Here is a 15095-nt window from a genome sequence, read left to right on the forward strand (position 1 = left end):
CGAGAGTATGAGTGAGTGCTCACTCATTCAAGTGGGGGCGTCCGGGTCCGTCGCCGGTCCCGCCCGCCGGGGCCGGGTCCGTTCGCGCACGGTGGAATCGGGGGACGGGCGATGGCCCGTTTACCAAGGCTTCCGTTTTGGAAAACATCTGGTTAGGGTTGCCTCGGCATGTGAGGCAGCGCCCCGGGCGCCCGCCGGCGGGAGGCGCCGGGGCGGGGAGCAGCAGAAGGAGAGCCCCATGGGCGACGGACAGACCACCCGTACCGAGAATGTCGTGAGGACCGGCATCGTCGCCGAGTTGCCCCTCGTGGCCGAGAGCATCGTCTCGCGCATTCTCGTGGACAACGACCTCCTCCAGGTGACCCAGTTCACCTTCGGCGCCGGCCAGACGCTCAGCGAGCACACCTCGTCGCGCGCCGCCGTCGTCCAGGTCCTCGAGGGGGAGCTGGTCTTCCGCCTCAACGGCGAGGACAACCTGCTTCGCGCCGGCGACTGCCTCTACATGGCCCCCGACACTCCGCACTCGGTCAGGGCCGAGACCGACTGCCGCATGGCCCTCGTTCTCGTCGATCCCCAGGGGTGAGTCGGGTCTGACGAGGATGCTCGTGACGGGGAGCGTTGGCGGGCCTTCCCTTCCCGGAGGGAATGGATTAGGCTAGCCTCAGCGAATCGCTCGAGGAGTGCGGGTCATCGGTGTGGGCGAGCACCGGTGGCCCGCACTTCCTGCTCGAGGCCCCGGGCCGATGCCGGTTGACCCCCCGAGGACCCTTGCTATAGTCGGTCACCCCGCCACCGAGGGCGGGCGTCGGCACCGATCGGGGGCCGACGGCAGAAGTCGAGACCGTGCACGACAGCAGCCCGCCCGCTCAGGTGGACGCCGACGGTCGGGAACCGGCTGTCCCGTACCGGGCCGCGCCGAGGGCGCAGGCCCCGCCCACTCCTGAAAACGCACACCGCACTCCGGCGCCGCACCATGCGCGCCGAGCCCCGGAACGCATCACCGTCGGGGCCTCCGGTGCCTGGAACCGATCGGAACATCCCCGTGGACGACACGACCATCCGAGTGCTCCTCTGCAGCCACGACTCCCAGGGGCTGGGCCACGTGCGCCGCAACCTGGCGCTCGCCCACGCCCTCTCCCGGGCCGTCCCGGGGGCCACCGGCCGTCCCCTCTCGGGGCTCCTCGTCACCGGGCTGTCCATGGGGGACGACTGCGTCCTGCCCGCCGGCTTCGACTGGTTGACCATCCCCGGCGTCGCCAAGGGCCCCGCCGGCTACGAGGCCCGCCGGCTCGCCTGTTCCACGGGCCGGCTCGTCGGACTCCGCTCGGCCCTCGTCGAGGCGGCCCTGCTCGCCCACGCCCCCGACCTGGTGATCATCGACCGTCACGTCTACGGGGTGCAGCAGGAGCTGTGCCGTCCGCTGCACCGGCTGCGCGCCGAGCGCCCCGGCGTGCGGGTCGTGCTCGGGCTGCGCGAGGTGCTCGACGATCCCGCCGTCGCCGCCGCCGAGTGGCGCGCCCTCGGCGACCCGACGGAGTTGAACGCCCTTCTCGACGAGGTGTGGGTCTACGGCGATCCCGCCGTCCACGACCCGGTCGCCGACGGCGAGGTGCCCGACGCCCTGGCCGGGCGGGTCCGGTTCACCGGCTACCTGGCCCACGGCCGACGCGGCCTCGACCGCGGCGCCGAGCCGGTCGGACGCCCCTTCGTGCTCACCACCGCCGGGGGCGGGTCCGACGGCTTCGCACTGCTGCGGGCCGCCGCGCGGATGACGGTGCCCGACGGCCATGAGCACGTCGTCGTCGCAGGGCCGCAGCTCGACGACGCCCGCCTCGCCGCCGTCGAGGCCCTCGCCGGGCCGCGCACGCGGGTCCTCCGGTCGTGGCGGGGGCTGGGGGAGCGGATCGGCGAGGCCGCCGCCGTCATCGCCATGGGCGGCTACAACACGGCGTGCGAGATCCTCGCGACGGGCACGCCCGCGCTCGTCGTGCCGCGCGAGGAGCCCCGGGTCGAGCAGCTCATCCGGGCACGGGCGCTGGCCGCCGCCGGGGCCCTCGACGTCCTGCCCGTCGGCCGGGCGGACCCGCAGGCCCTGGGCGGCTGGGCGGCCGCCGCGGTGGGGCGGCGCGTGGACCGTTCCGGCCTCGTCCTCGACGGGCTGGCCGAGGCGGGCCGGCGGGCCGTCGGGCTCCTGGGCGGGCGCCCGGAGCCGGCGTCGACCCCGGCCGCCGCGGCATCGACGGGTGGCGGCGCGGCGCGGGCCAGGATCGGGTACGTCCTCAAGGTCTATCCGCGCTTCTCCGAGACCTTCGTCGTCACCGAGATGCTCGCCCGCGAGGAGCTCGGCGACGAGCTGCACGTCTACGCCCTGCGCCCGACGACCGACTCGCGGTTCCACCCCGAGATCGCTCGGGTCAGGGCCCGGGTCAGCTGGGTCCCCCGCCCCGGCGGGGCCGCCGACCTGTGGGGGCGGATCGCCGGGGCCGCCCGGGACCCGGCGCTGAGCGGGCCCCTCGCCCGTCTGCTGCCCGAGATCGCCGAGCTGCCGGGCGACGAGGTCGCCCAGGGCGTGGCGCTCGCGCAGGCCGTCCTCGACGACGGCATCACCCACCTGCACGCCCACTTCGCCTCCCTGGCCGGCCGCATGGCCTGGCTGGCCTCGCGCCTGACGGGCGTGCCCTACACGATCACCACCCACGCCAAGGACATCTTCCACGAGTCCGTCGACGCGTCCTGGCTGCGCCGCATCTGCGGCGGGGCCGACCGCGTCGTGGCCATCAGCGCGTTCAACGAGGCCCATCTGAGCAGGGTCCTGGCCGGGACCGGGGCCCGGGTGCGCCTGCAGTACAACGCCCTCGAGCTGTCGCGTTTCCCCTACGGCGACCCGCCGGCCGTCGGCTCACCGCTGCGGGTGGTCGCCCTGGGGCGCCTCGTGCCCAAGAAGGGCTTCGCCGACCTCATCGACGCGCTGGCCGAGGCCCGCGCCGCAGGCGTCGCCGTCGACGCGTCCATCGCGGGCGAGGGCGAACTGGCCGCCGAGCTCGCCGAGCGGATCGAGCGGCGCGGCCTCACCGGGTCCGTGCGCCTCCTCGGGCCCCTCACCCAGGAGGAGGTGAGGCGGCTGCTCGCCGATGCGCACCTCTTCGTCGCCCCGTGCGTGCAGGCCCTCGACGGCAACATCGACGGCCTCCCCACGGTGGTGCTCGAGGCCATGGCCTGCGGCACGCCCGTCATCGCGACCGCCGTCTCGGGTCTGCCCGAGGTCATCAGGGACGGCGACACCGGGATCCTGCTCGAGCCCGGGGACGTCGGCGCGCTCGCCCGCGCCCTCGCGCGCGCGGCCGCCGGCGGCCTCGACCTGACCGGCATGGCCCGCAGGGCGAGGGCGCTCATCGAGGAGGACTTCGACAGCCGCCGGCAGGCCGCGGTCCTGTCGTCCTGGGAGTCCGGCGCGACGGGGGGCGACCGCTGATGCGCATCGCCTATGTGAGCATCGACCCGGGCATTCCCGTGTTCGGCACCAAGGGCGCCTCGGTGCACGTCCAGGAGGTGGTGCGCGAGCTGCTGGCCCGCGGCCACGAGGTGACGGTGTGGACCACGCGCCGCGGCGACCGGCCGCCTGCCGACCTCGCCGGGCTGCCCGTCGTGGAACTGCCGATGACCGCTCCGGAGGAGGCGGGGCCGGCGTCGGGGGCCGAGGACGCCGAGAGGCGCGAACGCGCCCAGCGCCGGGCCTCGGACGAGGTCGTCCGCCGGTTGCTCGCCGACGGCGTCGACCTGGTCTACGAGCGCTACTCGCTGTTCTCGACGGTGCTGGCCCGGCTCCACGAGGCGGCCGCCACGCCCGGCGTCCTCGAGGTCAACGCCCCCCTCGTCGACGAGCAGCGCGCCCACCGGCTGCTCGTCGACGAGGCCGGCGCCCTCGCCGCGCTGCGCGCCCAGACGGGTGCGGCCGCCGCGACGGTGTGCGTCTCGGAGCCGGTGCGCCGGTGGGTCCTCGCCCGCACCGGCGCCGCCCGCGTCAGCACCGTGCCGAACGGCGTCGACGTGCGCCGCATCGTGCCCGCCCCGCCCGGGCCCGGCGTTCCCGTCGTCGTCTTCGTCGGCACCCTCAAGCCCTGGCACGGGGTGGAGGACCTGCTCCGGGCCGCGTCCCTGGCCCGCGAGCCCTGGCGGCTGCGGATCATCGGCGACGGCCCCCGCCGCGCCGGGCTGGAGGAACTGGCCGGCCGGCTCGTCCTGCGGGTCGACTTCCGAGGCCCGGTCGCCCCCGAGGACGTGCCCGCCCACCTGGCCGGCGCGGCCATCGGGGCGGCCCCCTACCCGAGGACCGACGACGAGGACGACCAGTACTTCTCCCCGCTCAAGGTCTACGAGTACCTGGCCGCCGGCCTGCCCGTCGTCGCCTCGCGGACGGGCCAGTTGCCCGAGGTCCTCGAGGGGCTGGGCGTCCTCGTGCCGCCGTCCGACCCGGCCGCCCTCGCCGCGGCGATCGACGCCCTCGCCGCCGACCCGGCCCGCCGCGCCGCACTCGGCCGGGCCGGTCGGGCCCGTGCCGTCGCACGGCACTCCTGGGCCGACGTCGTCGGACGGATCATGCGGCTCGCCGGCGTGGCGGAGGCGGGCCATGGCTGAACGGATCAGGAGACGGGCGCTGACCCGCACCCTGCGGCTGCTCGCCCCGGACGCCGGAGCCCACAAGGGGCTCCTGACGGGCGGGGTCATCGCCCTGCTCGCCGAGGTCGGCTTCCGCGTCCTCGAGCCCTGGCCCATGAAGCACGTCGTCGACTCAGTCTCGGCGTCGCTGGGCGCCGACGTCTCGCACCGGCCCGCCACGCTCGGGCTGCTGCTGTGGCTGGGCGCCGCGCAGGTGGCGCTCACCGCACTGCGGGCCCTCACGAACTACCTGGCCACGGTCGCCTTCGCCCTGGCCGGTTCGCGGGTGGCCAGCTCGCTGCGCGCCCGCATCTTCCGGCACGTCCAGGGACTCTCCCTCCAGTTCCACGCCCGCAACCGCAGCGCCGACACCGTCCAGCGCATCGTGAGCGACGTGGCGCGCATGCAGGACGTCGTGATCACCGCCGGCCTGCCCCTCGTGGCCAACGTCGTGACCCTCGTCGTCATGGTCGTCGTCATGGCCGTGCTCGACCCGCTCCTGTCGCTCGTGGTGCTCGGCGCGATCGGCCTGTTCGTCCTCGTCTCCGCCGGCAACTCGCGCAGGATCGCGGTGGCCGCCCGCAGGACCCGCACGGGTGAGGGGCACCTGGCGAACACCGCTCAGGAGTCCCTCTCGGCCATCCAGGTGGTGCAGGCCTACGGGCTGGAGGAGCTCATCGCGGAGCGCTTCGGCTCGGCCAACCGGACGTCCCTGCGCTCGGGCGTGGCCTCCCGGCGGCTGTCCGCCCGCCTCGAGCGCACCACGGACGGGATCATCGGTGTCGCCACCGCCGTCGTCCTCGTCGGCGGCGGGCTGCGCGCCCTCGCCGGCGCCATGAGCCTGGGCGACCTCGTGCTCTTCACGAGTTATCTGCGCACGACGATGAAACCGCTGCGCGACATGGCCAAGTACACGGGCAGGATCGCCCAGGCCACCGCCTCCGGCGAGCGGGTCGCCGACCTCATGGCGGTGCGTCCCGAGATCGTCACCCCCGCCCACCCGGTGCGGATCGGTCGGGCCCACGGCCTCGTGCGTCTCGACGACGTGCACGCCGGCTACGAGGGCGCCGAGGTGCTCCACGGGCTGAGCCTGGCCGCCGCGCCCGGCGAGATCGTCGCCCTCATCGGCCCCTCGGGCGCCGGCAAGTCGACCCTTGTGTCCCTGCTCGTGCGCGCCCAGGACCCCACCGCCGGTCGGGTCAGCCTCGACGGGCACCCGCTGTGCGAGCTCGACCTGGACGAGCTGCGCGCGAACGTCTCGCTGCTGCACCAGGAGGCCGTGCTGTTCACCGGCACGGTGCGGGAGAACATCCGGCTGGGGCGCCGGGGCGCCGACGACGCCGAGGTCGAGGCGGCCGCCCGGGCCGCCCGCGTCCACGACTTCGTCATGGAGCTGCCCGAGGGCTATGACACGGTGGTCGGCGAGCGGGGCGGCACCCTGTCCGGCGGCCAGCGGCAGCGTGTGGCCATCGCCCGGGCCCTGCTGCGCGACGCCCCCGTCGTGATCCTCGACGAGGCCACGACGGGGCTCGACCCCGCCTCGGCGGCCCTCGTCCTCGACGCCATCGAGCGTCTCGTGGCGGGCCGCACCATCCTGGCCGTCACCCACGACGCCGAGGTCGCCCTGCGCGCCACCCGCGTCGTGTGGATCGAGGACGGGCGCATCGTCCTCGACGGGCCCCCGCAGGAGCTCATGGCGTCGAGCCGGGCGTTCCGCGACTGGGTCGCCGCCGGCGGGCACGCCCGCGACGGGACGAGGGTCGGGGGGCCGCCATGACCGCCGGCCGGCGGCCCTCGTCGACCGGACGGGTCGTGGCCGAGGTCCTCGACGCCGCCCGCCTCAGCGAGCTCGTCGGCCGCGAGGTGCGCGCCGCGCGCATCCGGGTCAAGCCGGGCTCGTCCGTCGTCCTGGCCCTGACGGACCCCGGGACCGGCCTGGCCGACGGCTGGGCCAGGGTGCTGTGGCCGGACGGGCTGTCCAAGGCCGTCAAGGCCGAGCGCAGGGCCGCCGGGCTCGGACTGGTCACCGCCCGCCGTCCCCTGGACGGGGGGCTGGCGGGGCTGGTGCTCCAGCACGGCGAGATCCGCGCCGACCCCCGGCTCCGCCGCCCCCTGGCGCGGGCCGGCCGGGGCGGGTTGCTCGCCGGGCGCCCCGAGGACGCGGCGCTGCGCTACAACCCGTTCCGGCGCCTCGTCGCCCGCGACGGCGACCGGGTGGTGCGGGTGACGGCCGCCCCGGACCCGCTGGGGGCCGGCCTCCACGCCTTCGTGTCGGACCGGCTGGCCGTCCCCCGACGGCTCGACGACGGCGCCGACCCGAGCATGGCCGTGCTCCGCCGCACCGGGGACGCCGACCTGGGCGTCCGGCCCGACTCGGTGGCGGCCCGTCGGGCCGGCGCCCTCTTCGCGGCGCTCCACCGTTCGACGGGCCGGCTGCCGGACGGGCTGCGCGAGGCGCTGGCCCGCAGGGCCGTCGACCCGCAGCGCCAGGCGGCGGCCCACGCCGGCGTCCTCGACGCGCTCGACCCCGGGCTGGCCGATCGGGTGCGCCGGCTCGCCGCGCGCGCCCCGGCGCCGTTGACCGGCCCGACGGTGCTCGTGCACGGCGACGCGTCCCCCGACCAGGTGCTCACCGACCGGGACGGCGGGGCCTGGCTCACCGACTTCGACCGCGCCCACCTGGCGCCCGCCGCCGTCGACCTGGGCTCCTACCTCACGACGTCCGGCGGCGCCGAGGGCCGGGCCTTCCTGGCCGGCTACCGGGAGGCGGGCGGCACGGTCCCGCCGGAGCCCCAGCTGCGCGCGGCGCGGGCCCGGGCCATGCTGCTGCGCGTCGCCGAGCCCCTGCGGCGGGCCCGTCCCGACTGGCCCGCCCTCGTCGGCGAGCGGCTCGACCGGCTCGAGGAGGTGCTGCGATGACGAGCGAGGCGCTGGCGGCCCTGCGCGGCCTCGTGGGGGTCGTCCGGGCATGGCCGGGGCGCCGCGGCGCCGTCGTCCTCGAACGGCGCGGCGACGACGGGCTGCTGCGCGCCGGCCGTGTGGGGGCCGACGGGCGCGTCGAGCTCGCCGACTACGCCGCCGACCCCCGCCTGCCCGAGCTGGTGCCGCCTCCGGACGGGGCGCTCGTCGTGCACCGCCTCCACCGGCGGGCCGTCGTGCTGCGCGCCGACCGTGCGGTCAAGCTGCTGCGGCCCGGACGCGCCCGGCCGCTCGTCGCGGCCTCGCGGCGCCTCGGCGGGCCGTGCGAGGGCACCGGGCTGCGGGTCGCCCGGGTGCTCGCCGCGACCGACGCCCGCGTCGAGCTCTCCCTGCTGGCCGGACGAAGCCTTCACGAGCTCGGCGACGACGGTCTCGACGGCTGGGCGCGGCTCGCCGAGGCCTGGCCGCGGATCGCCGCGCGCCCCGATCTGGCCGATTCCGGGCACACCGGGGCCGACGAGGTCGCGGTGCTCGCCCGCTGGCTCGCCGCGGCGGGGGAGCACGGGGCGCTGGGGCGCCTCGACGCGCTGCGCCGGGCCGTGGAGCGGGTGTGCGCCGAGCTCGTCGCATCCGCCGATCCGCCGGCGCTGCTGCACCGGGACCTGCACGACGGGCAGCTGCTCTGGGACGGGCGGGAGCTCGGCGTCCTCGACCTGGACACCGTCGCCCGCGGCGAGGCCGCCCTCGACGTGGGGAACCTGCTCGCGCACGCCGAACTGGGCAGGCTGACGGGCGCCCTCGGCGCCCCGGCGCACCGGCGGGTCCGCGGCCACCTGGCGGAGCTCGCCGCTCGGACGGGCGCGCGCCCGGCGCGCGTCGACTGCTACCGGCGGGCCGCCCGCCTGCGGCTGGCCCTCGTCCACGCGTTCCGGCCGGCGGCCGACTGGTGGCTCCCGGAGTGGGTCGAGGCCTGCCTGGCGTCGGCCGAGCCGCCCTGAGTCGACCGCCGCGGCACCGCCGCGGGCCCGCGACGGGCACCGCGCCCCGGTCGGCACCGCCGGGGCGGGAACCACCGACACGAGCACCACGGAAGGAAGGACATCATGCGGATCACCGTTCTGGGATGCGGCTACCTGGGAGCCGTGCACGCGGCCGCCATGGCGGCGCTGGGCCACGACGTGCTGGGCGTCGACGTCGACGCCGATCGGGTCGGCGCCCTCGCGGCGGGTCGGCCGCCCTTCTACGAGCCCGGCCTGGCCGAGCTCCTCGAGCGCGTCACCCGAGAGGGGTGTCTGCGGTTCGCCGTCGCGCCGGCCTCCGAGCAGCTCGCCCGCGCCGAGCTGCACTTCATCACCGTCGGCACCCCGCAGTCCGATGACGGCTCCGCCGACCTGAGCCACGTGGAGGCCGCCGTCGAGGCGCTCCGAGGGGCCCTGCCCGCCGGCTCGGGGGCCGTCGTCGTGGGCAAGTCGACGGTGCCGGTGGGCACCGCGTCGCGCCTCGCCGAGTCGCTGGCGCCGCGCGGGGCGGCCCTGGTGTGGAACCCCGAGTTCCTGCGCGAGGGCCGTGCCGTCGAGGACACCCTCCACCCCGACCGCATCGTCTACGGGCTGCCCGGGGACCCGGTGCTCGCCCGCCGGGGGCAGGAGGCGCTCGACGCCGTCTACGCGCCCCTGCTCGCCGAGGGCGTCCCCCGCATCGTGACGAACCACCCCACCGCGGAGCTCGTCAAGGTCGCCGCCAACTCCTTCCTCGCCACGAAGATCAGTTTCATCAACGCCATGGCCGAGGTGTGCGAGGCGACCGGCGGCGACGTCGTGGCGCTCGCCGAGGCCCTCGGGTACGACGAGCGCATCGGCGCGGCCTTCCTGCGCGCCGGCGTCGGCTTCGGCGGCGGCTGCCTGCCGAAGGACATCCGCGCCTTCGTCGCCCGCGCCGAGGAGCTGGGCGTCCGGGAGGCCGTCTCCTTCCTGGAGCAGGTCGACGCCATCAACCGGCGCCGTCGCGATCGCGTCGTGGCCCTTGCCGAGCGCTGCCTGGGCGGTTCCCCCGAGGGGGCGCGGGTCGTCGTGCTGGGCGCCGCCTTCAAACCCGACAGCGACGACATCCGCGACTCCCCGGCCCTGGAGGTCGCGCGGCGCCTGCACGAGCGGGGGGCCCGGGTGCGCGTGTGCGACCCGCGGGCCCTCGACGCCGTACGGCGCCACCACCGGGGGCTCGAGACGGTCCGCGAGCCCCTGGCGGCCCTCGAGGACGCCGACCTGGTCCTGCTCCTGACCGAGTGGAACGAGTTCGTCCGCCTCGACCCGGACGAGGCGGCGGACCGGGTCGCGACCCCGGTCGTCATCGACGGCCGCAACGCCCTGGACGTCCGGCGCTGGCGCGAGGCCGGCTGGACCCATCTGGGGCTCGGCCGGCCCCGGCTCGTGCCGGCGCTCCGGACCCGGGCGCTGCGACGGGCCCGAAGCCCCCGGAAGGTGCCACGGTAACCTGTTCGGGTGAGTTCCCAGCAGCCGACCGACCCCAGGGGCGAAGAGCCCGAGCAGGACCTTCCCGAGCAGATGCGCGTGCGCGCCGCCAAGCGCCGGCGCTGCCTCGAGGCGGGCGGCCAGCCCTATCCGGTCGATCTGCGCAGGACGCACACCCTCGCGCAGGTGCGGGCCGGCTGGCCCGGCCTGGGGCCCGGCGAGGAGACGGACGACGAGGTGGCCGTCGGCGGGCGCGTCGTCTTCCTCCGCAACTCCGGCAGACTGTGCTTCGCCACCCTCCAGGACGGCTTCACCCCCGACGCCGACGCCGAGCGCCTCCAGGTCATGCTCTCGCGCGCCGAGATCGGCGACGAGGCCCTGGCGGGCTGGAAGTCCGAGGTCGACCTGGGCGACTTCGTGTGGGTGCGCGGACGGGTCGTCGCGTCCCGGCGCGGTGAGCTGTCGGTCATGGCGGCCCAGTGGCGGCTCGCCTCGAAGGCGCTGCGGCCCCTGCCGGTGCTTCACAAGGGGCTGTCCGAGGAGTCGCGCGTGCGCCAGCGCCACAACGATCTCATCGTCCGTCCCGAGGCGCGCGCCATGCTGCGCACCAGGGCGCGCATCACCCGCACCATCCGCGAGTCGCTGGAGGCCCAGGGCTACCTGGAGGTCGAGGGCCCGGTGCTCCAGACCCTGCACGGCGGCGCGGCGGCGAGGCCCTTCATCACCCACCTGAACGCCTTCGACATCGACATGTACTTGCGCATCGCCCTCGAGCTGCACCTCAAGCGCGTCATGGTGGGCGGCGCCGACCGTGTCTACGAGATCGGCCGGGTCTTCCGCAACGAGGGCGTCGACTCCTCGCACAGCCCCGAGTTCACGATGCTCGAGGCCTATCAGAGCTGGGGCGACCAGTTCACGATCGCCGAGACCCTCCGGTCGGTCGTCATGGACGTCGCCGACGCCCTCGGCGTCCACCGGATCGAGACCGGGCGCGGCGTCATCGACCTCGACGGCGAGTGGGCCTGGCTGCCGGTCCACGAGGGGCTGTCCGACAGGCTCGGCCGACGGATCACGCCCGAGACCCCGCTGGAGGAGCTGCGCGACGCCGCGCGGGCCAACGGCGTCGCCTTCGACGAGGGCTGGGGCCCGCAGAAGATGGTCGTCGAGCTCTTCGGCGAGCTCGTCGAGAAGGACCTGATGGCGCCCACCTTCGTCTGCGACTACCCCGAGATCGCCCAGCCGCTGGCCCGCCGCCACCGCTCCAAGCCCGGCTGCATCGAGGCCTGGGACCTCATCATCGGCGGCATGGAGCGCGGCACCGGCTTCAGTGAGCTCGTCGACCCCGTCGTCCAGCGCGAGATCCTCATCGCCCAGTCGCTCGCCGCCTCGGCCGGCGACCCCGAGGCCATGCAGCTCGACGAGGACTTCCTGTCCGCCCTCGAGCAGGGCTGCCCGCCCATGGGCGGCCTCGGCCTGGGGATCGACCGGCTCATCATGCTGTTCACCGACGCCGGGATCCGCGAGACGATCCTCTTCCCGCTGCTGCGGCCGCAGGGCTGAAGCCCGGATGTCTCGTCCGTCGGCGCGATCCGCGGCTGTCGGAGACCGGCCCGGGGTCGGCGTGGCCGGCTTCACAACCTTCACAACCGCTCCGCGGGGATGGCCTGCCGCTGCGGCTGAGGGACCGGGCGCGGACGACGGACCCGTCCCGCTCCTCGTCGGGCTCGACCCCGTGTCCGGGGGCTCCGGAATTCCGGAGCCTTCCCCGCCGGGCCCGAGACCTCCAGCTGGCGCAGTCGCACCGGGCCGGGGTGGTGGAGCCTCTCCCCGCCGGACCGGAGGGCTCGGCCCCGCGCTCGGGGGCGGGCCCGGGTGTCTCGTTCTCCGTCCGCCGCGCATTGTGCGCCCGCGCGTGTGAAACCCTGACCGTGGCGAGCGGCGGCCCGCGCCGCCGCCGGCGCCGGAAGGTTCCCCATGCCCAAGCTCCGCAGAGCCCTGTCCAAGGGCGGCATCCTCGTGTGGGTGCTCGCCGCCATCGTCCTCGCCCTCGTGCTGGGCTCGGTGCGCATCGGCGGCAATCACCTGCTGCCCGTCGGCGTCGGCCGCGTCTTCGCGACCTTCTCCGACCTGTTCAGCCAGTTCCTCACCTTCTCGATCCCGCTCATCATCGTCGGGCTCGTCACTCCGGCCATCGCCGACCTCGGGCGCGGCGCCGGGAAGTGGCTCGGCATCACGGCGGCCCTGGCCTACACGTCGACGCTCTTCTCGGGCTTCATCACCTATCTCGTGTGCGCGCAGGTCTTCCCGCGCCTCCTGGCGAGCACCTCGCTGGGCGACGTCGAGAAGCCGGGCAGCGCCCTGGAGAGCTACTTCACCGTCGAGATGCCGGCGCCGCTCGAGGTCATGACCGCCCTGCTGCTGTCCTTCGTCCTCGGCATCGGGCTGGGCATGATCCCCCGCGGGGTCCTGCGCAAGGGCTTCGTCGAGTTCCGCGCCATCATCACGAAGCTCATCGAGCGGATCATCATCCCGCTGCTGCCGCTGCACATCTTCGGCATCTTCCTCAACCTCACCTACACCGGCGAGGCCCTCGCCGTCGTGAAGACCCTCCTGAGGGTGGTCGTCGTCGTCCTGCTCCTCGAGGTCGTCATCCTCGGCGTCCAGTACTGCGTGGCCGGCGCCTACGGTCGGAAGAACCCGGTGAGGGCCCTCGCCACGATGCTGCCGGCCTATCTCACCGCCCTGGGCACCTCCTCCTCGGCCGCGACCATCCCCGTCACCCTGCGCCAGACGAGGCGCAACGGCGTGTCCGGCGCCGTCGCCTCCTTCACCGTGCCGCTGTGCGCGACGATCCACCTGGCCGGCTCCACCTCGAAGATCTTCGCCTTCGCCTACGCGATCTCCCTCACCCAGGGCGTGAGCATCTCCACCGCGCAGTGGGTCGGCTTCGTCTTCATGCTCGGCATCACGATGGTGGCCGCACCCGGCGTGCCCGGCGGCGCCATCATGGCCGCGACCGGTCTGCTGTCCTCGATGCTCGGCTTCGACGACGCCCAGGTGGCCCTCATGATCGCCACCTACATCGCCCTCGACTCCTTCGGCACCGCCACCAACGTCACCGGCGACGGCGCCCTCGCCATCATCGTCGACCGGATGACCGGCGGCCGGATCAGCGACGGCGGCGACCCCGAGAACGCCCGCGAGCTCGCCTTCGACACGACGGCCTATCTCGATGATGTCTCGGCCCCGGGCATGAGCGCCGAGGACCTCGGTGTCCTGCCGAGCACGTCCTAGAGGTTCCCGAGCAGTCGTGACTTCGCCACGGTGAACTCCGAGTCGGAGAGGCCCCCCTCGTCGTGGAGCCGGGCCACGTCCCGGAGTTGCTCGGCGATGGACGAGGACTCGACCGCGGCGCGTCTGGGCAACTCCGGGGTCGGATCACCGTCGGTGAGGACCGGACTCTCCTGCTCCCGATGGGAGAGCCGGGCCGAGACGACGGCCTGACCGGCCTGCTCCAGAGCCCTGCCCGTGTCCTCCTGTTCCCGGCGCACGACGGGAATGATCCCCGAGGTGTCCTGATTCGTCAGGACGTGCGTCATGAGGTCGGTGGGATGGTCAGCGTCGACTTACCTGTGGCCGTTCTGGCCGCGTAGCTGATCCCGGAGGCCGCCAGGGTGGTGTCATAGTGTTGAAGCAACGGTGTTCGTGCCTGTGACAAGGGGGTTGGTGTTGAGACGGTTGCGGGCCAGGACGGACAGCCAAGTCGTTCGGGGAGGGTCTGGCCCAGGGCTGCTCGGTGCGGCGGATCGCTGATCCGGGCCGGGCCGGTGTCCCTCGGTCGTGTCCCGGGGAATTGCCCGACACGGTGGCAGGGGCGCCTATCGGCCCGGCTAGGCGGACCAGCAGGTAGCCACCCGACGGTCCCGGCCCAGACCCCGCCGCCTGGAGACAGAGCCGGTGCTGCGCGCCAGGGCCCTGGCCGATCTGGCGAAGTCCCGCACAACCCGTCCAGGCCGCCGGGAGATTCCATCTGGAGGCTGCGAGCCGGCAGGTGAGACCCTCGGAGAGGGTTTCCGCCGGCAGGAGGTGCCGTCGTGTCTCACGAGACCATCCGCACGCCTGGATCCACTGTCTCTTCCGGAAGGAGAACTGGCCCATCACGGGATCATGCCGCTACGGCGGCCGGACCTGTCGGCGTCCTCGTCGCAGGGTCGGCCAGCGGGGAGCCTCCATCATCGGGACGGGGAAGGCACCGGGGAGCGTCCTGACGACGTGCGGGGCCGCCGGGAGTCGCGGCTGGGAGGGTGATCCCGTCACAGGTCAAGGACGGGGCCTCGGCGGCGGCGATGCTCATGGAACGGACGACCAGGTTCGTCAAGATCGTGGCCCTGCCCCTGGGCAAGAAGCCCGATGGCCTGGCTGTCAAGCCTTGGGTTTTGTGTGGAGTGCTTGGTGTTTTTCGGACAGTGGGTGAAATGATCGTGAGGTAGAATTATGGCTGTCATGAAACAAAATCGTTTCTGGTTTCGCGGGGCGGGGAGGTGTTCGGAGTCGTGGTCGAAGGCACGGCCGGTGATGTGTGAGGCGAATGTTTCGAGGGTTTCTTCGGGGGTCTCGTGCTGGATGGTGGTGGTGTTGTTCTTGGCCGTGTTCCGGACGTGCTCGGCGGGGTTGTGGTCGGGCGCGTACGGCGGCAGGAAAACAGGGGTGATGCGCTCCAGCAGCCGGCCGGGCTCGTGGAGGCCGGTCAACGCTTTCGCATGGTGGAAGCGGGCGTTGTCCGGGACGACCGCGGTCTTGCCGGTGCCGGTTTCTTGTTGGAGCGGGTCCGGTGCGAGGGTCGTCTGCCAGGTGTTCTGGTTCTGCTCGGTCGGGTACGGCGTGACTGTTCTGCTGGTCGGGGAGGGCGTCGGGGAAGGACTGGGACGTCTTCTGCCGGTCCACGGACGGTCTGGTGCGTTGTCCTTTCGGGGGCTGCATGCGGCGGGTCCAGGCCTCGTGCTCGGGGCGGGCCTCAGTCTTGCGGTGTGGGCCTTCCGGCCCTGATCCAAC

At 74.4% G+C, this 15095-nt stretch carries 11 protein-coding genes; 9 read left to right on the forward strand and 2 right to left on the reverse strand.

Annotation, left to right across the window (positions count from 1 at the left end; genetic code table 11):
* The first annotated feature begins 238 nt into the window (after window positions 1-238).
* The 9 genes from K336_RS0101690 to K336_RS0101730 all read left to right on the forward strand — a co-directional run bounded on the left by K336_RS0101690 (window position 239) and on the right by K336_RS0101730 (window position 13337).
* Entirely contained in the window at window positions 239-583 is a 345-nt protein-coding gene (locus K336_RS0101690; RefSeq protein ID WP_021796490.1) for a cupin domain-containing protein, read from the forward strand.
* A 459-nt stretch (window positions 584-1042) separates the two neighbouring features.
* A complete protein-coding gene (locus K336_RS19200) occupies window positions 1043-3472 on the forward strand; it encodes a glycosyltransferase (protein ID WP_211223408.1) in 2430 nt (809 codons plus the stop codon).
* Entirely contained in the window at window positions 3472-4635 is a 1164-nt protein-coding gene (locus K336_RS0101700) for a glycosyltransferase family 4 protein (RefSeq protein ID WP_028706125.1), read from the forward strand. The genes K336_RS19200 and K336_RS0101700 overlap by 1 nt, the downstream gene beginning before the upstream one ends.
* Window positions 4628-6433, forward strand: coding sequence for an ABC transporter ATP-binding protein (locus tag K336_RS0101705; RefSeq protein ID WP_028706126.1), 1806 nt, complete (start codon window positions 4628-4630; stop codon window positions 6431-6433). Before K336_RS0101700 ends, K336_RS0101705 begins: the two co-directional genes overlap by 8 nt.
* Window positions 6430-7575: an aminoglycoside phosphotransferase family protein gene (locus K336_RS13660; RefSeq protein ID WP_051245312.1), complete on the forward strand. Its 1146-nt coding sequence runs from the start codon at window positions 6430-6432 to the stop codon at window positions 7573-7575. Before K336_RS0101705 ends, K336_RS13660 begins: the two co-directional genes overlap by 4 nt.
* Entirely contained in the window at window positions 7572-8573 is a 1002-nt protein-coding gene (locus K336_RS0101715; protein ID WP_028706127.1) for a phosphotransferase, read from the forward strand. The genes K336_RS13660 and K336_RS0101715 overlap by 4 nt, the downstream gene beginning before the upstream one ends.
* 105 nt (window positions 8574-8678) lie before the next feature.
* On the forward strand, window positions 8679-10064 hold the full coding sequence (locus K336_RS13665) for a UDP-glucose dehydrogenase family protein (RefSeq protein ID WP_081660496.1): 1386 nt from the start codon (window positions 8679-8681) through the stop codon (window positions 10062-10064).
* Between the two features lie 72 nt (window positions 10065-10136).
* On the forward strand, window positions 10137-11603 hold the full coding sequence (gene lysS / locus K336_RS0101725; RefSeq protein WP_028706128.1) for a lysine--tRNA ligase: 1467 nt from the start codon (window positions 10137-10139) through the stop codon (window positions 11601-11603).
* Between the two features lie 414 nt (window positions 11604-12017).
* A complete protein-coding gene (locus K336_RS0101730) occupies window positions 12018-13337 on the forward strand; it encodes a dicarboxylate/amino acid:cation symporter (protein ID WP_028706129.1) in 1320 nt (439 codons plus the stop codon).
* Here the strand turns inward: K336_RS0101730 and K336_RS0101735 are convergent.
* Window positions 13334-13642, reverse strand: coding sequence for a hypothetical protein (locus K336_RS0101735; RefSeq protein ID WP_028706130.1), 309 nt, complete (start codon window positions 13640-13642; stop codon window positions 13334-13336). The two genes, K336_RS0101730 and K336_RS0101735, sit on opposite strands and share 4 nt — an antisense overlap.
* A gap of 714 nt (window positions 13643-14356) precedes the next feature.
* A partial coding sequence (locus tag K336_RS20040) for a transposase (protein ID WP_211223409.1) occupies window positions 14357-15095 on the reverse strand: 739 nt, incomplete at its 5' end.

The sequence above is a fragment of the Propionibacterium acidifaciens DSM 21887 genome (assembly GCF_000426605.1).
GTDB lineage: Bacteria > Actinomycetota > Actinomycetes > Propionibacteriales > Propionibacteriaceae > Propionibacterium > Propionibacterium acidifaciens.